The organism is Mesorhizobium escarrei, from assembly GCF_935825525.1.
GTDB lineage: Bacteria > Pseudomonadota > Alphaproteobacteria > Rhizobiales > Rhizobiaceae > Mesorhizobium > Mesorhizobium escarrei.
This window is the reverse complement of the sequence record NZ_CAKXZT010000170.1, coordinates 1,901-19,143: the sequence shown is the minus strand read 5'-3', so window position 1 is coordinate 19,143 and position 17,243 is coordinate 1,901. Positions and strand designations below refer to the sequence as shown.

General features: G+C 60.3%; 18 protein-coding genes and 1 pseudogene. 6 read left to right on the top strand and 13 right to left on the bottom strand.

Going from position 1 to position 17,243, the window contains the following annotated elements:
• Positions 1-176, top strand: a pseudogene (locus tag NMG80_RS33050) (transposase); the annotation flags it as partial.
• Between the two features lie 284 nt (positions 177-460).
• On the opposite strand, the gene NMG80_RS33045 reads toward NMG80_RS33050, so the two are convergent.
• From NMG80_RS33045 to NMG80_RS33020, 6 genes are all read right to left on the bottom strand, one after another.
• Positions 461-688 carry a cyclase family protein gene (locus NMG80_RS33045; protein WP_254022026.1) on the bottom strand — a complete coding sequence of 76 codons (228 nt, stop codon included), beginning with the start codon at positions 686-688 and terminating at the stop codon, positions 461-463.
• 148 nt (positions 689-836) lie between these two features.
• Positions 837-1,622: a sensor histidine kinase gene (locus NMG80_RS33040; RefSeq protein ID WP_436798741.1), complete on the bottom strand. Its 786-nt coding sequence runs from the start codon at positions 1,620-1,622 to the stop codon at positions 837-839.
• A 418-nt stretch (positions 1,623-2,040) separates the two neighbouring features.
• On the bottom strand, positions 2,041-2,811 hold the full coding sequence (locus NMG80_RS33035) for a hypothetical protein (protein ID WP_254022024.1): 771 nt from the start codon (positions 2,809-2,811) through the stop codon (positions 2,041-2,043).
• A gap of 7 nt (positions 2,812-2,818) precedes the next feature.
• Positions 2,819-4,078: a hypothetical protein gene (locus NMG80_RS33030; RefSeq protein WP_254022023.1), complete on the bottom strand. Its 1,260-nt coding sequence runs from the start codon at positions 4,076-4,078 to the stop codon at positions 2,819-2,821.
• Positions 4,075-5,007 carry an EamA family transporter gene (locus tag NMG80_RS33025; protein WP_254022022.1) on the bottom strand — a complete coding sequence of 311 codons (933 nt, stop codon included), beginning with the start codon at positions 5,005-5,007 and terminating at the stop codon, positions 4,075-4,077. Before NMG80_RS33025 ends, NMG80_RS33030 begins: the two co-directional genes overlap by 4 nt.
• A gap of 7 nt (positions 5,008-5,014) precedes the next feature.
• A complete protein-coding gene (locus NMG80_RS33020; RefSeq protein ID WP_254022021.1) occupies positions 5,015-5,167 on the bottom strand; it encodes a nitroreductase family protein in 153 nt (50 codons plus the stop codon).
• Positions 5,168-5,187: 20 nt separating this feature from the next.
• Here NMG80_RS33020 and NMG80_RS33015 point away from each other — a divergent pair, with 20 nt between their 5' ends.
• Positions 5,188-5,436, top strand: coding sequence for a hypothetical protein (locus NMG80_RS33015; protein WP_254022020.1), 249 nt, complete (start codon positions 5,188-5,190; stop codon positions 5,434-5,436).
• An 86-nt stretch (positions 5,437-5,522) separates the two neighbouring features.
• Here NMG80_RS33015 and NMG80_RS33010 read toward each other — a convergent pair whose 3' ends face one another.
• Positions 5,523-5,807 carry a LysR substrate-binding domain-containing protein gene (locus NMG80_RS33010; protein ID WP_254022019.1) on the bottom strand — a complete coding sequence of 95 codons (285 nt, stop codon included), beginning with the start codon at positions 5,805-5,807 and terminating at the stop codon, positions 5,523-5,525.
• 174 nt (positions 5,808-5,981) lie between these two features.
• On the opposite strand from NMG80_RS33010, the gene NMG80_RS33005 reads away from it, so the two are divergent.
• Positions 5,982-6,800, top strand: a complete 819-nt coding sequence (locus NMG80_RS33005; RefSeq protein ID WP_436798740.1) for a hypothetical protein — start codon at positions 5,982-5,984, stop codon at positions 6,798-6,800.
• Positions 6,801-6,904: 104 nt separating this feature from the next.
• Positions 6,905-7,186, top strand: coding sequence for a hypothetical protein (locus tag NMG80_RS33000; protein WP_254022017.1), 282 nt, complete (start codon positions 6,905-6,907; stop codon positions 7,184-7,186).
• Positions 7,187-7,328: 142 nt separating this feature from the next.
• Here the strand turns inward: NMG80_RS33000 and NMG80_RS32995 are convergent, their stop codons facing one another.
• The 5 genes from NMG80_RS32995 to NMG80_RS38085 all read right to left on the bottom strand — a co-directional run bounded on the left by NMG80_RS32995 (position 7,329) and on the right by NMG80_RS38085 (position 12,902).
• On the bottom strand, positions 7,329-8,738 hold the full coding sequence (locus tag NMG80_RS32995; protein WP_254022016.1) for an epoxide hydrolase family protein: 1,410 nt from the start codon (positions 8,736-8,738) through the stop codon (positions 7,329-7,331).
• Positions 8,739-9,041: 303 nt separating this feature from the next.
• Positions 9,042-10,073, bottom strand: a complete 1,032-nt coding sequence (locus NMG80_RS32990; protein WP_254022015.1) for a cyclase family protein — start codon at positions 10,071-10,073, stop codon at positions 9,042-9,044.
• A gap of 47 nt (positions 10,074-10,120) precedes the next feature.
• Positions 10,121-10,780, bottom strand: a complete 660-nt coding sequence (locus tag NMG80_RS32985) for a DsbA family oxidoreductase (protein WP_254022014.1) — start codon at positions 10,778-10,780, stop codon at positions 10,121-10,123.
• A 150-nt stretch (positions 10,781-10,930) separates the two neighbouring features.
• A complete protein-coding gene (locus NMG80_RS32980) occupies positions 10,931-11,824 on the bottom strand; it encodes a LysR family transcriptional regulator (protein ID WP_254022013.1) in 894 nt (297 codons plus the stop codon).
• An 829-nt stretch (positions 11,825-12,653) separates the two neighbouring features.
• Positions 12,654-12,902 carry a hypothetical protein gene (locus tag NMG80_RS38085; RefSeq protein ID WP_254022012.1) on the bottom strand — a complete coding sequence of 83 codons (249 nt, stop codon included), beginning with the start codon at positions 12,900-12,902 and terminating at the stop codon, positions 12,654-12,656.
• Between the two features lie 660 nt (positions 12,903-13,562).
• Here NMG80_RS38085 and NMG80_RS37120 point away from each other — a divergent pair.
• Complete coding sequence (locus NMG80_RS37120) at positions 13,563-13,694, top strand: hypothetical protein (RefSeq protein ID WP_301943412.1); 132 nt, start codon at positions 13,563-13,565, stop codon at positions 13,692-13,694.
• Positions 13,695-14,168: 474 nt separating this feature from the next.
• Here the strand turns inward: NMG80_RS37120 and NMG80_RS32970 are convergent, their stop codons facing one another.
• Positions 14,169-15,728, bottom strand: coding sequence for a winged helix-turn-helix domain-containing tetratricopeptide repeat protein (locus tag NMG80_RS32970; protein ID WP_254022011.1), 1,560 nt, complete (start codon positions 15,726-15,728; stop codon positions 14,169-14,171).
• Between the two features lie 238 nt (positions 15,729-15,966).
• Between NMG80_RS32970 and NMG80_RS32965 the strand changes: the two genes are divergently transcribed.
• Positions 15,967-17,243 (top strand): epoxide hydrolase family protein (locus tag NMG80_RS32965; protein ID WP_436798739.1); only part of this gene is annotated, 1,277 nt, incomplete at its 3' end.

Here is a 17,243-nt window from a genome sequence, read left to right as displayed (position 1 = left end):
TCGCAAGGGTCGTCTACGCCAAGCGCCCCTTGGCCAGGCCCGAGGCGGTGCTGGCTTATCTGGCCCGCTACACCCATCGCGTCGCCATCTCCAACAGCCGGCTGATTGCCCGCGACGACAAGGGCGTCACCTTCCGCTGGAACGACTATCGCGCCAAGGGCAAGGGATCAGGCCGGGCCTTCGGCACACCTGATGAACGACTGCTGTGCGCCTCATGTCGGCCGTTGAGGCGACCATCGCTACTGCCTGAAAGCTGACATTTATTGGCGACCAATTCGGGTATCGCGGTGCGCCCTTTTCGGAGATGTGCGCTCATTCTCTGGAGAGGGACACCATCTTCGGAACGAAGGCGACCCAATCGGTCGATCGTCTAGACATCAACGTCTCCAGATGGTCGAGCCCTCATGCCTACAGCTTCTCACCTCCATAGGGCCGGCTGTGAGGAGCAGTCCATTTTCACTTACTTGAGCGGCAGAACAACCGGGCGCAGAGGCGCTGCATCGCCGCCGCGAATTTTCAACGGGCCGCCAATGAAGGCGAACTCATAGACCTTGTCCCGTGACAGCCCATCAAGTGCGATCAACTCCATGATTGTCCTGCTGCGCCAGCAGGTGTGCAGCGGCACATAGTCATCCGGCACTTCCGAGGGAAAGGCTTCAAAGCTCAGATTGTCCGTGCCAACCGCCATCGCGCCACCTTCCTCGACAAGGTAGCGTGCTGCATCCAGTCCCATGCCGGAAGGGTTTGAACGTCGCTGCAGCTATGGTTTGCAATCGGTCGAGATCCAGACCGACAATCAGGGTGGGAATGAAGCGGATGCCCAGCTGCGGGCTTCGTCACGGGTAGGCCTGCACCCCGTTGACGGGCGCCCGTCTCGGGCCGATACGATCTGGTGTCGCGGGATCCGGAACGTATTTCGGGATCGAAAAGCAGAGCGTGACGCCTGGGCCATCGTTTCCCTGAGCCCAGAGGCGCCCGTTAAACTCCTCGATGATCGAGCGGCTGACATAGAGTCCGATTCCCATGCCGTCGCTCTTGGTGGTGTAAAACGCATCGAAGATCCGGTCAGGACCCGCAGGGCCAAAGCCGACGCCGGCATCCTGCACCGAGAGGCGCACATGGCCGTCCTGGTCCGGCTCAGTCTTGAGCAGTATTGACCGCGCGCGATCGTCCACGTCGGTCATCGCATCCACAGCATTGCGCAACAGATTCATGATCACCTGTTGGAGCTGGACGCGGTTGCCGCCGACCCTCGGCAGCCCGTCGGCAAGTTTGGTACGCAGAATCGCGCGATTTCGCTGAAGGTCGCCTGACAACACGGCAACTACCTCGGCAGTGGCCTCGTTAAGATCGATGGGTTCGATCGCGGCTGCCCGCTTGCTAAAAAGAGCACGCAGCCGCGTGATCACATCGGCCGCGCGATTGCCGTCGCGGATGGCGCGGCGCGCGGTCTCACGGGCGCCCTCAACATTGGGCGGGTCGGCGGCCAGCATCCTGAGACAGGTGCTGGCGTTGGTGATGATACCGGCCAGCGGCTGGTTGACCTCGTGAGCGATAGAGGCAGTCAACGCAGCGAGGCTCGTCAACCGTGTGACATTGGCAAGTTCCGCGCGCGTCATCATCGAGTCCTTTGTTAATGTCGATCTGTTCGATGGACATCAACTTACGGACAACGTGGCGGGGGAATAAGCTCGTCGTGGTGCGGACAGTTTTCGCCGCCGGTCAAGAATACCGGCAGGCAGCAAGATCACAGGATTTGGGTGCCTGCCTGCCCATTACGGAAGATGTCTGTAGCCAGTTCTTTGAAGAACATACAGCAACAAGCACTCTGGTCGAGGTCAAGGGCCTTTTCATCCCCAGCAGATGATCGAAATCAACGGTATTGCCGTGTTTTAGCTCCAGCCGGCGGAAGATGTAGTCGACGAAGCTGGTCTCGAAGGGGACCTGGGGATTGTTCGTGCGGCCGTACGGCTCGAAGCGGGTACTCTTGAGCTTGCGGGACAGCTTCTCGATGGGGACGCCGTACTGCGTAAGCGGCGCTTACGGCGTCACCAGCGTTCGGTCAATCGCTAGAGGGATGTAGACGTCGGCAGCTGTCGGCTCAGGCGCAGTCCCGGGCGACTCGAAGTGTCCGTTCAACCGGTTGCCGGAAGCATCCTCGAGGTTGCCAAAGACGGCCAGCGTGTACCTCAATTCAGTCCAGGGAGCGTCGGGCGCAAAGAACCATCTCTTTTCGCCAACGTCGAGCCGAGCGCGCCCCTGGATTCGGCGATTACTCGAGTTCGCAACCGCGAGGTAGTCGACATCCCGACCGTCGATAGGCGCGTCCAGCTCCACTACCAGCGGCTCGCGTGTGCCTGCGCGGACGCTTCCGACGTTCCAGCCGGACGGGCGCGGGCCATCGTGGTCGTCCGAACCCACCTTCCAGCGCTTGATTTCCTGACCGTCCAACGTCAGCACCACCAGCCCGTCGGCGTGGAGCACAGGTCCGACGGTGTCATGCGCGATGAGCCCGCTCTTCACGCGCCCAGGATGCAGAAGCACCGTCAAGATCTTGCCACTGGGAGACCAGAGTTCCTGCTCCAAAAACGGCTTGTCGATGACATTGCCGTTGGCCTGGCGCAGTTCTAGCCGTGGCAGGACCTGCTCGCCGACAGGCTGCGCGAACACCAAGGAGATGCGCAACAGGTTCGCTGGCACCTCAGGCCCTGACGGTTGGACGGCAACAGGCACCAACTGAGCAGCGACCGCCTGAGCGGCGGCCGCTGTCCATAGGGCCAGGGCGCACAGAGCGCGCAACGCCTTCGTCACAGCGGCCTCACTCGTGCGTACCGATGAGTTCGGGGAACCCTTCCTGCTTCATCAGGATGTCATGGGCAGGCTTGAAGTATTTGAGTTGGAACTCGTCGTTGTTGTAGCGGTACTGGGGGAAGTCGTACTCGGAGACGTAATCGGTTAGCCGGAACAGCATGGCCTTGTCAAACGACACCAACTGTAGGGCATCCTTCTCCAGCTCTCGGCGCACAACGATAAAGAACTGGTCGTCGAGGTTGTCGATGCGGGTGGCGCCCACCAGCGGTGCCGGCGTCTCCTGCACGCCGACGATTTGGCCGGCAGGCACGGGCTTGTCGATGCCTGGCTTCTCGTTGGCAGCCTCGACCTCGGAGACCGGGATGATGTTGCCCGAGCGTTGGTAATTCAAAAGCATCAGCATGTCTTGCGGCTTGCCGCTCGGGTCCTTGGCGCTGTACGAAATCATGTCCGCGGGGGTGTTGCCGTAGCCCAGTTCCGCGATGGCCTTGCCCTTGATGTGCGCACTGTCCTTCAAGTCCTCGAGCGGGATGGTCACGAGCGGCGTGCAGAGATACGCGGCGACGACGTAAGGCTTTCCGCCAAGCGTTGCGAATGACATTGCGCGAATGGGAGCGCGCGTTTCAATCTGGTTGTGCGTGGTGTGGTAGATCTCCACCGACGTCATCGTCTGTTGGCTGGTGAACGGGTACGGGATGCGACGCAGAGTCGACGCGAAATCCTGATTTGACAGGCCCGCAACGAACAACTCGCCGTTGTTCCACTTCATGTCCGTGACGGTGAAGCTGCGTTCCGGTGTTTCGTTCCAGAACTCGTACTTGGAGTTGTTCGGGTTCTTCAGCGCAACCGTCGTAGACTTGATGCTCGCAAGGTTGAGCTCGCGCACCTTTTTGTCGGAAGTCACGGCAACAACCGCCGGCGTCTTGTTCGCTCCGATGCTCACCGCCAGGTACACCTCGCCCGAGCCAGGGCGCGCCGCCATGTCTTCGACCTTGACCTTGCCAGCGCCTAGCGACTTGGAGAGCAATGCCTCCAGGTCCAGGATGTTGAAGGTGCCTTCGCCGCTTCTGGGCACGGGCGCTGGCAACGCCAGCGCATGCAGCTGGGCGCCTTTCCAGTCGGCAACAAAGAGAATGTTGTCGGGGCCGAATGCGAGCCTTGAAACGGACTTCACGTCGGCGGCATGGGCTATTTGTGCTTCGGTCAAAAGACTCGCGCTGCCGAGCAAGAGCAGGCCAATTACGCGAATTGTACGGGAGAGTTTCATGTTTTCTTCCTTTCGAGGTTGGAGGCCGAAAGTTTTCGGGAGAAGCGGTCACGCATTCTGATCGGTCGAGGTACCTGAGCGGCCTGCGGGACCTTCTGCCCCGCCCAAACGCTGAGCAGCACTATCGCCATACCAGCTAGTTGGAACGCTCCGAGGCTCTGGCCGAGCACCATCCAGCCGATCACCACCGCGACGACCGGGCTCAGCAGGCCGAGCGGCGCGACAGCCGCAGGTCCGAGCCGCGCAATGCCGCGAAACCAAAGGATGTAGGTCAAAGCCGCGCCGGGCACGGCAAGCCAGATGAAGCCGGCCAAGTTCTTCGCGCTCGGAATGGGCAGGGCGGGCTCCACCGCAAGAGCGAACGGCAAAAGCAGCAATCCGCCCGCGGTTAGTTGCCAGGCCGAGAAAGTGAGCGCCGAGACCGGCGCTTGCCAGCGTTTGCTCAGCACTAAGCCAGCCGCAAGAGATACGGCACTGCCGAGACCGGCTATAAGTCCCACCGGATCGAACCTCGCATCTGGCTGCAGTATTAGTATGGCGACGCCGAGAACTCCGGCAAGCGCAGCAAAGACGGAAACTGGGCGTATCGGCGTTCCGATCATGAAGCGCGCCAGGAAAAGCACGAAAAGCGGCTGCATGGCCCCTACCGTGGCCGCGACGCCACCAGGCAGTCGATAGGCGGCAACGAACAGCAGATACCAGAAGATTGAAAAATTGAGGGCTCCCAGGAGAAAAACGCGACCCCACCATTTGCCGCTTGGCAGCGAACGCACGGCCGCGAGCAGCAGCAGCCCCGCCGGTAGCGCTCTCAGTATGGAGACGGTCAAGGGCCGATCCGGTGGCAGGAACTCAGTGGTGACGATATACGTGGTTCCCCATATTGCGGGTGCGACTGCGGTCGCCAGGACATAGGCAATACGGCTGGTCATGACGGCCTCACACGAGTTCGAGGACTGTTTCGACCGGCCGCCGCGGTTTCTGCGGCCAGTTTTGCGGCAGACCGTGCCCCAGAGCGACAAGCATCACGGGAAATTCGTCCAGCGCGAGCCCAAATTCGGCAACCATCGCATAGGCGTTGAAGTCGACCATCGGGGCCGGTCGAGAAGCCCATGGCGGATGCAGCCATCATCAGCATCGAAGCGCCGAGCGTAGCGCTGCGAACCGCTTCGTGCGCGATCGAGGCCGTCAACGCAGCGAGGCTCGTCAACCGTGTGACATTGGCAAGTTCCGATCGCGTCATCGTCCTGTCCTTTGTGATGTCGATCTGTTCGATGGACATCATTTTACGGACAGCGGGGCGGGGGAGTAAGCTTGTCGTGGTACGGACAGTTTTCGCTGACGGTCAAGAATACCGGTAGGCAGCAGCAGGATCACAGGATTTGGGTGCCAGCCTGCCCGCCACATTCACATGTGGGGGCAAAGAGATAGTGCGGCCTTTGTGAGGCTAGCTGTAGTCATTCACGACGGAAGTTAGGCGACGGCCCAGAAATTCCACGAAGGCCTTTACCTTGGGTTGAAGGTGGCGGGTGGTTGGATAGACCGCATAGACATGGCGCGGCTCATCCATGAAGGCGGGAAGGACCCGCCGAAGTTCGCCGCGCGCAATCGCCGGATCTGCGAGGAAGGAAGGCAGTGCGCCAATTCCCAGGCCCGCGACGAGCATGTCGTGGAGCAGCAGGCTGTTGTTGATCCGGCTTCGCGCACTGCCGGCTGCCGCATTCTCTTGCATGGGGACGATATCCTGAATTTGTGCCACCTATAGATGAGGACCTTGTGGTGCCGTAGATCGTCCGGTGTTTGCGGGCTCCGTGCCCAAGGTCCGGACTTGTCAATGACGTCCAGTCACGCCAGTCTCGGCCTCAACAAGCCGGCCATCGGGTGGATGTCTGCTAAAAGGTGTCAGATGTTCAGTTTTAAGCACGTAGTCATGTTAATCAGCTCACTTACCATCCTTGCGATGGGCGCAACGTCGGCTTCCGCCGAAGAGCCCAACGATCGGTTCGTTCGTCTGTCTTTCAGTGATGGTCGAGCCGACATATCCGGGCTAGATGCTGTCAACGAGCAGCTTCTTCGTGTTGGAGTGCGGATATTCGAGATTCCGATTCCGCAGGGGGCGCGGCCATTGATCGCAAACTCGAGACATCGAGCATTGAATCAGTCGGAGCATAATCAGCTTCTGTTGATGTTCGCCCTGGATCGGCCGTCGTTACTTGAAATTGCCGGACAAGCGGGCCGCGCACCCGCGGTGGAAGGCGGCGGAGCACTCTCGATTTCCGAGGAAGGTGTCCCGCCATATCCAAAAGTTTACGACATGAAGGCGCTCGACGACGAGACGGTCGCCTTTCTGATGCGGAAATTCGGACGGCTGCATGTGAACCGCGCCGATTCTGGGCGCGGCATCGACGAGGTGATGACCATCGTCTCCGGCGGCCCCTACACTTGGTTCTTCGTGCTGGAAGATGGCGCGGTCGCCAAAGTGCGGTTCAGCGAAGTCCGAGAGGGTGAGCACGGGTGGCGGATCAGCTATCCCGGCATCGTTCCTCATGGCGGATATTTCGACGCCGAGCACGGTCTCGTGATAGCCCATGCGCACGGACCAGAGACATTCGTGATGCGATATAGCGATCCAACTGTCCGGTCAGCAAATACATTGAACGACAATCCGTGGATCGACTTCTCTTCCGACCCTCCTAGGCTTCTCGATCGTCCGAGGGGCCGCTAGATTGGCGAGCCCAAAGGCGTTGCTCAGCGTGCGCCAGCCCACTGACTGTCTATATAGCTTTCATTTCCTTGGGGTCCGCCTGAAACAATGCATGGCGGAGCCACTTGGACACCTCGAAGAACCCGGTGGTGCGGGCCGCCGAGGCATTGAACGGCGTGGACGGCGGATGTGCGATGAGCTCGACTGCGAAGCGGGAAAACACCCGGGCGATTGATGACGACAAGCACATGCCGCTCGTAAATTCCGGCCTGACCGTGACGGTGGCCCTTCTGCCCGCACTGATCAGCTATCGACCGACAGCTTGCACAAGCTCTCTGGCTGGATATAGCGCGGCGCGTCGGCAGTCTCCTCGACCACCACGGGGCGACGATCGGATTGCGCGCTAGTCGGGCAGTTTTGCCTGAATTTTTGGCTGGCAACCCTATCGTTGTGTTGCGAAAGCCGCCTACGCCCCGGCGAAGGACGCAGGCGGCCTGCTTTCTCAACAAAACCGCGGGCAGCGTACCGCTGCCCACCACCATCTCGACCTCAGCGCAGCGACCGGAATCCCTCGCGCATGTCCTCGACCAGCGCCTGCGGCTGTTCCCAAGCCGCGAAGTGGCCGCCCTTCGCATGGCGCTTGTAGAAGATCAGGTTGGGGAAGGCCTGGCGCGACCAGCTTTCCGGAGCGGTGTAGATCTCGTCCGGGAAGGCGCTGACCGCGACCGGAATGGTCACGCCCTTGGGCGCAAAGAAAGGCAGCTTGCTCTCCCAGAAGAGGCGACCCGAAGACAGCCCCGTGTTAGTCAGCCAGTAGAGCGTGATGTTGTCGAGGATGTCATCGCGCGTCAGCCCTTCAGAAGCTCCGTCAAAGACGCGGCCGATCAGCTTCTGGCTCTCCGGATCATGATCAATCATCCACGCGGCAAGGGCGATAGGCGAATCGTCCAGGCCGTAGAGTGTTTGTGGCCGGGCTCCCATTTCCAACGCGTAGCCGACACGATGCTTGTAGAAGAAATCGAGTTGCTTCCACGCATATTGCTCATCGCCCGTCAGGCCCGTCGGCTGCGGACCGCCGGCCAGCGCCGCTGAAATGTTATCGGGAAGCGTGCCGGGCATGTTGGTGTGGATGCCGAGCAGCCCTGCGGGCTTCTGCAATGCCATCTGCTCGTTTACCGCGTCACCCCAGTCGCCGCCCTGCGCGACGTATTTCTTGTAGCCCAGACGTTCCATCAAAACGACCCAGGCACGCGCGACGCGCTGCGGATCCCAGCCGAGCTCGGTGGGCTTGCCCGAGAAGCCGTAACCGGGGAGTGACGGGATGACGACGTCGAACGCATCGGCTTCGGTGCCGCCATGCGCGGTCGGGTCGGTCAGTCGGTCGATGATCTTCAACTGCTCGATGATCGAGCCGGGCCAGCCGTGCGTGATGATCACGGGCAACGCGTTCTTGTGCTTCGACTTCACATGGATGAAGTGGATGTCCACGCCGTCTATGTTGGTGACGAACTGGGGATATTTGTTGAGGTTCGCTTCGGCCCTGTGCCAGTCGTACTGGTTCGCCCAGTAGTCGGCGAGTTTCTGCATCATCTCAAGCCGAACGCCCTGCGTGTCGTCTGCAACCAATTCCTGGCTCGGCCATCGCGTCGCCTTGACCCGCTGCTTAAGGTCAGCCAGTGCCTCCTTGGACGCTTGGAAGCTGAACGGGCGGATCGACGTATCCTGCGCGGGTTGGACGGTCGCGGCCGGCGCCTTGGTGGCGGCCCCCTCCACGGATGCCGCCGTTGCGACCAAAAGTCCGATTGCCCCGGCCGAAGCTGCAGCGAGCATCCGCCGAAGCGATTGTCGTGAGCGCGGCTTGGCGACGCGATTGCCCTTGCTCGGCAAGGCATCCGCCGGGCCTGAGCCGATATTCTGCGATGCGCCATCAACGGCGACGAGTTTGCGTGTATCACTCATTTTGAACCTCGAGTTTTGGTTGGTCCGGCGCCTGATTGCGCCGCTTGCCATCATTGTGTTCACCCACGATGCGCGTGAATAACCGCCACGTGGCGGGCACTCTTGCGCAAAATGCGTGACTTTCGACCTTAACGCGTAGAGGTCGATCTCTTCGAACCGCTGCAGGCAGCATCGCCGCCATTCGCATCGGGGCGTGCTCACAATCCGCTTTTCCTCCGTGACCGAAAGCGGGGCCCATCCTCACTCGCTCGGTGCTCATGCGGCCGTAAGCCGCCGCTTCGATATTGCAAAGCCGGCTTTCAGCTACTGGAGTGGCAGAGCAACCGGACGCAGAGGCGCAGCATCGCCGCCACGGATTTTCAGCGGGCCGCCAATGAAGGCGAACTCATAGACTTTGTTCCGTGACAGCTCATCAAGTGCGAGCAACTCGATGATCGGAACGCCCTGCTGCGCCAGCAGATAGGTGTGGAGCGGCACATAGTCGTCCGGCACTTCCGAAGGAAAGGCTTCGAAGCTCAGATTGTCCGCGCCGACCACCATCGCGCCACCTTCCTCGACGAGGTAGCGTGCCGCATCCAGTCCCATGCCGGGAGGGTTCGCCATATAGGCTTGCGGGTCGTTGAAAAGTTTCATACGGCCGGTTCGGATCAGGACGATGTCGCCTTCCTGCAGGGTGGAGTTCTGGCGTGCCAGTGCGTCTTCGATATCCTGACGGGTGATCCGATAACCGTCCGACAGCATATCCACGCGCTTGGCCGCGGCAATATCGATCATGACGCCCCGGGCGATGAGTGGCGGGAACTTTTCAATGCCGGTGCGCTTCCAGCCGCGATCGCCGAGATGCTCGTCGGCCTTGAAACCGTTCCAGATCTTGCCATGAATACCGAAATGGTTGAGCGCGTCGATGTGGGTGCCGGTATGGCTGTACATGGAAAACGCCGATCCCGTGTAGCTACGGGTGGCATTCATTTCCTTGCCTACGCCCATCGGGTCATCCACCTCCGTGCCGCGCGGCGTATGGGTCATCCAGAACTGGTAATGTGGATCGCCCGCAGCCTGCCAGCTCGGCATGCCTATATAGTAGTCCGTCGCCAGATCGTATGCTTTGCCGCCCTTGATCCGCGACAGGACGGCGGCGCGCGATTCTGGCGTGATCAGGTTGAGGCGGCCGATTTCATCGTCCGGACCCCACGGGCTGATGCCAACTTCCTGACCACTGGTGGCAACGGGCGCTTTTGCGTTACCCTCGGCATGGGCTATTTGTGCTTCGGTCGAAAGGCTGGCGCTGACGAGCAATAGCAGGCCGATTACGCGAAATGTACGGGAGCGTTTCATGTTTTCTTTCCTTTCGGAGGTTGGGGCCGAGAGTTTCCGAGAAGCTGTCATGCATTCAGCATGACAGCTTGCAGCCGGGCCCTGAGCGCCGGTGCAGGCATGGTTTGCAATCGGTCGACATCTGGACCGACGATCAGGGTGGGAATGGAGCGAATGCCGAGCTTGCGGGCCTCGTCGCGGTCGGCCTGCACCCGGTTGCCGGCGGCTTCACTGTTCATGCGAGACGCAAAGACGTCGCGCGCGAAACCCAGATCGACGGCGATGTCGAGCAGCACGGAACGGTTGCCGATATTGCGATGCTGGCTGAGATGGGCATTCTGGACGGCATCGAAATAGTCCCAGTGGGCAGCATCGCCGCCTATGATATGGGCTGCCTGGCAGGCGAGCGCGCCAGCAAGACCACTAGGATATTCGAAGCTTTCGGCGCGCATGCCTTCGATATCGATGCGCTGCTCGTCATCCTGTTTTGCGCAGGCTTCCCAATGGCCAAGAATCTCGGTCTTAGCTTTCTCCATCGTGCCGAAAGCCTGCACTATCCTTTCACGGGAATCCTGCAGGATGAAGCTGCGATGGCGGACCTCGATATCTAGCTCGGCTGCGACCTGCCGCAAACGTGGTGACATGACATAGCACCAGCCGCAAACGACATCGTGAAAGAAATCGACGATCAACGGGGCTGTGTGGCCGGTAGGGGTTTGTAGCGTCATCATCCTGTCCTTTGTGATGTCAAACTGTTCGATGACATCAACTTACGGACAGCGTGGCGGGGGAGTAAGCTCGTCGTGGTACGGACAGTTTTCGCTGCCGGTCAAGAATACCGGTAGGCATTTGGTTGCCAGCCTGCGTGCTTTGGGACGCTAGCTGTAGTCGTTCATGACGGAAGGTAGGCGACGGCCCAGAAATTCCACGAAGGCCTTTACCTTGGGTTGAAGATGGCGGCTGGTTGGATAGACTGCATAGACATGGCGCGGCTCATCCATGAAGGCGGGAAGGATACGCCGAAGTTCGCCGCGCGCAATCGCCGGATCTGCGAGGAAGGAAGGCAGTGCGCCAATTCCCAGGCCCGCGACGAGCATGTCGCGCAGCAGCAGGCTGTTGTTGATCCGGCTTCGCTCACTGCCGGCTGCCGCATTCTCTTGCATGGGGACGATATCCTGAATTTGTGCCAGACTATAGATGAGGATCTTGTGACGTCGTAGATCGTCCAGTGTTGCGGGCTCGCCATTTTGTTCAAGATATGAAGGGGCCGCACATAGAACCTGTTTGACGGTGGCAAGCCGTCTGGCGATCAACGTGGAATCGTCCAGACTGGAACGCAGCCGGATCGACAAGTCAAAGCCATGCGCGACGGCGTCTATCAGTCGGTCTTCCATCACCAGATCAAGCTGCAAGTCCGGATAGTCCCGGAGAAATTCGGCAAGAAGCGGCGAGAGAATGCTGAGGGTGAATGAGAGCGGCGCATTAAGCCTCAGCCTTCCCGTGACGCGCTGGGATTGCTGTCTCATCGACTGTTCAAGCACGTCCAGTTCATCGAGAATGCGACAGCAATCCGCATAATAGGCGCGCCCGGATTCCGTCAGGCTCATACTGCGGGTCGTGCGTTGCAACAGCACCGTGTCGAGGTGGGCTTCCAAGGCGCGCAACTGCTTGCTGAGGCCTGCCGACGACAATCCGAGATCTTCGGCGGCCCTGGCCAGTCCGCCAAGCTCAACGATGCGCCGAAAGGCGCGCATGGTGCTGAAAGTATCCATGACCGGTCCCTATGGGAAGACTTGCGCGCCGCTACCATTCAGGCCCGCATTATAGACATGTATGGGTTCCCGTATGAGTTCGACTGCGAAGCGGGAAAACACCCTGGCGCAGAAATTCGCGCGAAAATCCGGCCGTGACAGCCGCGCCGGGCTGTGGGCCAAGAGCAGGGAGCATAGTTTATTCTCCGAGTTGACATCTACACGGAATGACTGCTTCAGCCAAATGTGTTCTGGTAGCGGTCTGTCGGCTTTCGGCCCCGAAGGCGACCTGGCTTCCGCCCGCTCCCCTTCGCATCAACCTCCCAACTCACGGTTCCGCGTCATAACTCCAAGTTGGGAGGCGGGTGCGGTAGTTCCGCTAGCCGGACCCTGGCGGGGGCGAAAAGCCATTGTCATCCCTGTTAGGAGCGCGGAAATCGAGACATAGACTGGTCCGCCCGGTTTCGCATCGGGTTGGCCAGTCCGCTACGCGACCGGCGTGGTGGCCTCTCGGCCCACAATACTACCCCGATCGCAGGTATTCTGGACAATTCTGGACAAGACCCCAAGGCAAAATTGAGGTCGTCTGAAAGTCTTTCAGCTCAGCGTGGTTCATCCTCCACCCCATCACTTTCGGATGGAGAAAGGAGTTGTGCCATGAAACTGCGAGCGCTTGGAAAACGGCTGGCATCTGCAGTCCGTGAGTTCATCGCACCGACCTACCGGCCGGAACTTCACTACATGCGGGGCCCAGGCCCGGCGTTCGAACGCCGAGCGATCATGGTTGAAGCAAGAAGCGCCCGGCCAATGTTGAGAGGCGAACGGAAATGAGCGGTGCGTCGTGGATGCTTCATCGATAGCGGTACTGGAATGACGCGGGAGACCGTGCTTCGCGCTTTCGATCCCTTTTCACCACGAAGGACAAAGGCCTTGGCGGCATCGGCTTGCCGATGGTGAAGCGCTTCGCGGAGGAAACAGGCGGAAGCGTCGATATTGAGAGCACCCTCGGGTCGGGCACAACAGCGGAACTGCGATTGCCCGCGATGCAAAGATTGGCAGGATTATCTGCAAGCTGAGAGGAGAGTTCGATGACGAGCATTCTTGTACTGTGGGTATGTCTCTCGTCGGGGCAGCAATGCCAACCGATGATAGGAGAGCAGATGCAGTTTATCGAGTGCCTCATGACGGGGCAAGTCAAGGCGGCTGACTTCATCAACAAGAACCACCGGTATCAACTCAAGAAGTATGCTTGTGTCGAGCCTCGGCGGGTCATCCAGGCAATTCTCGGAAGGACAATCGCATAACTATCATCTGGGCAATGGCCGGATCCTCGATCGACGCCAAGCGATAGTCAACCCGTCTCCTCGCAAGGCCGGTCATTCTCACCAGGGCGACAATGACTTGTGCAACCACCCACCTGAAGTTCAACGCGACACACAGTTGAGGAATCTCAAATGAACGCAAAGCTCACGGAAAACACTCAACTGCATCGTTTCGAGTTGCCGATTGCCGATGGCGTGATCGCTGCCGCCTATCACCGGATCGACGACAGACGGATTGTTCTGATTCATACAGAAGTGCCGATGGAATTCCGGTCAGGGATCGCCGCGATTGGCGCTCGGGACGTTCGAGGTGCTCCGCAAGATCGGCCAAGGCAATCTTGAAATTCCGTTCATGAGCCGGTTCTTCATCAAGCACCTGCAGTATGCCGATATCGCCGGAAACTACAAATGTGCTGGTAAAGATCGGGTGAGCCGAAATGAGCGACGAGTATAATTTGCGGGAATTCATCGGCGAGAAGCCCGAGGGGTACGTCATCCAGTCCACGGGTGAGGTGGTCGGCTACCGGGACAAGCGTGTGAAGGGCTCGCCCGACGGCGAATACCATTGATGCGCGCAACGGGCCGGCGTCGATGCGGGTCAAACGATCTGCGTCTTCGTGTCGCCCAGGGGCTCATAATCCATAGAGCGTGTGCGGAACCGACATCAGTCGTCTTGGCCCGACGCTCTGCGGAGCAGATACCCCACAGCCTATTCCGGCGTGCATGCAGGACGTTACCAGGCCGAGGCGCATTGCCCAGGTAAAGTTTTCCGACCGCGCCATCAGGATCGCCGCGCCAGATTCGAGAGAAACCGCCGAGGAATCGAGGAACCAAGCGGCGCTTCTCTCGGAGCGGATCGCTGATGAGCCCGCCGGACCAAGGCCGGGAGGCCCGGACCCGCCTCGCGTGACCTACCCCAACAAGCTGGCAGCGATGATTGTCCCGTCGATGCTCAAGGACTTTGCGTGCTCGCTTATCTCACGACTTGCCCACGCAAACAGCGCTTCGACGTCGATTGCGACCGTTGCCACGTCCCACCGCCACTATCCGTCCCAACCTGCCTTGCGCAGTCCATCGATGAAAGCCGCGCGGTGGGCAGGATCGGCGTAAGGATATGACACGTCCCATCGTTTTTCGGCATCCTTCGGCATTCGGCGGCGCATTTGAGCGAGCGCGGCCTGCCCTTCGCTCACTTGGCCGAGCTGGCCACAACAGGCGGCGATTACCCGGTACGCCATGCGCGTGGGCCGAAGTCCGATGCCGGTGCGCGCGATCTCCGCAGCCTTCGCGTAGTGCCCTTGGTGGTAGTGCGCCAGCGCCAGATGGATGCAGAAAACGTATGTCAACGGATCGTACGGGCTCAGGCGCATCGCTAGCTGGAACGATTCAATCGCCTGCTCGAACTTGCCGAGAAAGAGGCGCGCCCAGCCCAGGACGAAATGGCACATTGCGAAATTCGGTGCTAGGTCGACTGCTCTCTGCGCCGACGCTAAGGAATACCCGTGATCCAGTTTCAGCAGGCTGTGCGATGCCTGCAAGAAGTGTGCCGTGGGATCCTTGTCGTCGAGCTCGACGGCGCGGCGCGCCGCTTCGTACCCTGTTTGCCGGTCGGCTTCGATGTTTTCGCTCCAATCCGAAAGGATCCTTTGGATAAGAACCGCCGACAAGCCAACATGCCCCTGCGCGTATGTCGGGTCCAGATCGATCGCCCTTCGCATGAGAGCCTCGGCTGCGGCATTGTCTTCGGCAGTTGACTGGTAGAAGTGCCACATGCCCCGCGCGTATTGATCCCATACGTCCATAGTTTCGGGTTTCTTGCGGATCGCTCGCTGCCGCTCGACCTTCCGCAACTCGGGCTCGATCGCGCCCACAACGCTTCCAGTGATCTCATCCTGCACCAGGAAAGTGTCGGCGAGCTTGCGATCATAGCGCTCAGCCCACAAATGAGCGCCGGTAGCCGCCTCGATAAGCTGCGCTGTGATGCGCAATTGGTCGGCGGCCTTCCGCACGCTGCCTTCAAGCACGTAGCGCACTCCCAGCTCATGCCCGATTTGCCTTATGTCGGTGGCTCGACCCTTGTATGTGAAGCTTGAATTGCGGGCGATGACGAACAGCCAGCGCATGCGTGACAAAGCCGTGATGATCTCCTCCACGATGCCATCAGCTAAGTATTCCTGCTCGGGATCACCGCTCAGATTGGCAAATGGCAGAACCGCTATCGAAGGCTGAACCGGCAGCACGGGAGGTGTAAGCTGCCCGGACGGCAAAGGTAGCGGAGCTGCCACAGGCTCCTTTCGTTCGCTCACCGCGCCCACAAATCGCAGGCCCTTGCGCGGCAGCGTCTTGATGAGGCGCTGTGCTTCGCCGCTATCGCCAATTGCATTACGGGCCGCATTGATACGTGTAGTCAATGCGGACTCCGAAACAATCCGTCCGTGCCAGATCGCAGCCAGGATGTCGTCCTTGCTGACGACCCGATCGCGGTTGCAAATCAAGTAGGTCAGAAGATCGAAGACCTGAGGCTCGAGGGAGATCAGGCCTCCTGCGCCACGAAGTTCACGGCGGTCGGTGTCGAGAGAGAAATCATCAAATAGGAACAGCACCGGCGACTCCACGGCCGCTAGGTCAGTGGGAGATTAGCACATCGGATACGCCAACATGAAGGCTTCCTTAAGGGGAAATGAAGGTCCTCTGAAAGCGCGCCGAGCAGCGATCCATTAGACACGATTTGGCAGGCCCATGTCTGCTCGCGATTTGCAGCGTATGGCCGGTAATCGAAGCTGGCTGACGGAGTGCCGACCTACTCAACGCTCCGGCAGCATTGACCATAGGAGACTTGCCTTGTCCAACACCTCGTCGTCAACATCGCCATCGCCATCGCCGACACGGCGCGATGTTATACTTGCATCTGCTGCCGTCGGCGCCGTCAGCCTGCTTCCAGGGACGCTGCGCGCGGCCACCGCCGTCGGCGACACAATCCGCCCGTTTCGCGTCCACGTGCCGGACGCCGACCTTGCCGACCTGAAGCGGCGCCTCGCAGCGACCCGCTGGCCCGACAAGGAGACGGTCGCCGACCAGTCGCAAGGCGCACAGCTCGCAAAACTCCAAGAACTCGTCCGCTATTGGGGAAGCGAATACGATTGGCGCAAGGGCGAGGCCAAGCTCAACGCGCACCCGCAGTTCATGACGACTATCGATGGGGTGGATATCCACTTTATCCACGTCCGCTCGCGCCACCCGAACGCGATGCCGCTGATCGTGACGCATGGTTGGCCCGGCTCGATCTTCGAGCAGATCAAGATCATTGGTCCGCTCACCGACCCAGCCGCGTACGGCGGCCGGGCCGAAGACGCCTTCGATGTCGTGGTTCCTTCCCTGCCGGGCTACGGCTTTTCGTCTCGACCCAACGAGGTCGGATGGGGCGTCGAGCGCATCGGCCGTGCTTGGGACGTGCTGATGAAGCGGCTGGGGTACACGCGCTACGTCGCCCAGGGCGGCGACTGGGGAGCGGGCGTCGTCGAGGCGATGGCGCGCCAAGCGCCGACAGGACTGCTCGCCATCCACACCAATCTCCCGGCGGTGTTCCCGCTTGACGCTGCCGACGCGATCGCGACAGGCGGGCCCGCGCCTGCGGGACTGACCGTGAAGGAGCGCGCGGAATTCGATGCCATGCAAGGGTTCATCAAGAATGGCGGCTGGGGTTACCTGACGATGATGAGCGCGCGACCGCAAGCGGTCGGCTACGGCTTGACGGACTCCCCCGCCGGCCTGGCGGGGTGGATGCTCGTGCACGGCGGGTTCGGCAAGTGGACCTACGGCAAGGACCCGGAGCAGCGGCCGACACCGGACGAGGTGCTGGACAACTTCTCGCTGCACTGGTTGACCAACTCCGTATCATCCGGGGCGAGGCTCTACTGGGAGAATCGCGATCAGAACCTCATCAGTGCTGCCGCGCAAAAGACCGATGAGATCACGGTCCCGGTCGCGATCACGACGTTCCCGGACGACGATCTCTATCGAGCCCCGGAGACGTGGGCGCGCCGCGCCTTCCCCAGCTTGATCTACTTTCACGACGCCGAAAGGGGCGGCCACTTTCCCGCCTGGGAGGAGCCGATGAT

Excerpts from the sequence above, each read along its gene's own strand:
- NMG80_RS33045 (WP_254022026.1), bottom strand. The coding sequence starts at position 688 with ATGGCGGTTGGCACGGACAATCTGAGCTTTGAAGCCTTTCCCTCGGAA.
- NMG80_RS33040 (WP_436798741.1), bottom strand. The coding sequence starts at position 1,622 with ATGATGACGCGCGCGGAACTTGCCAATGTCACACGGTTGACGAGCCTC.
- NMG80_RS33030 (WP_254022023.1), bottom strand. The coding sequence starts at position 4,078 with ATGAAACTCTCCCGTACAATTCGCGTAATTGGCCTGCTCTTGCTCGGC.
- NMG80_RS33025 (WP_254022022.1), bottom strand. The coding sequence starts at position 5,007 with ATGACCAGCCGTATTGCCTATGTCCTGGCGACCGCAGTCGCACCCGCA.
- NMG80_RS33020 (WP_254022021.1), bottom strand. The coding sequence starts at position 5,167 with ATGGTCGACTTCAACGCCTATGCGATGGTTGCCGAATTTGGGCTCGCG.
- NMG80_RS33015 (WP_254022020.1), top strand. The coding sequence starts at position 5,188 with ATGGCGGATGCAGCCATCATCAGCATCGAAGCGCCGAGCGTAGCGCTG.
- NMG80_RS33010 (WP_254022019.1), bottom strand. The coding sequence starts at position 5,807 with ATGCAAGAGAATGCGGCAGCCGGCAGTGCGCGAAGCCGGATCAACAAC.
- NMG80_RS33005 (WP_436798740.1), top strand. The coding sequence starts at position 5,982 with ATGTTCAGTTTTAAGCACGTAGTCATGTTAATCAGCTCACTTACCATC.
- NMG80_RS32995 (WP_254022016.1), bottom strand. The coding sequence starts at position 8,738 with ATGAGTGATACACGCAAACTCGTCGCCGTTGATGGCGCATCGCAGAAT.
- NMG80_RS32990 (WP_254022015.1), bottom strand. The coding sequence starts at position 10,073 with ATGAAACGCTCCCGTACATTTCGCGTAATCGGCCTGCTATTGCTCGTC.
- NMG80_RS32985 (WP_254022014.1), bottom strand. The coding sequence starts at position 10,780 with ATGACGCTACAAACCCCTACCGGCCACACAGCCCCGTTGATCGTCGAT.
- NMG80_RS32980 (WP_254022013.1), bottom strand. The coding sequence starts at position 11,824 with ATGGATACTTTCAGCACCATGCGCGCCTTTCGGCGCATCGTTGAGCTT.
- NMG80_RS38085 (WP_254022012.1), bottom strand. The coding sequence starts at position 12,902 with ATGCTCGTCATCGAACTCTCCTCTCAGCTTGCAGATAATCCTGCCAAT.
- NMG80_RS37120 (WP_301943412.1), top strand. The coding sequence starts at position 13,563 with ATGAGCGACGAGTATAATTTGCGGGAATTCATCGGCGAGAAGCCCGAG.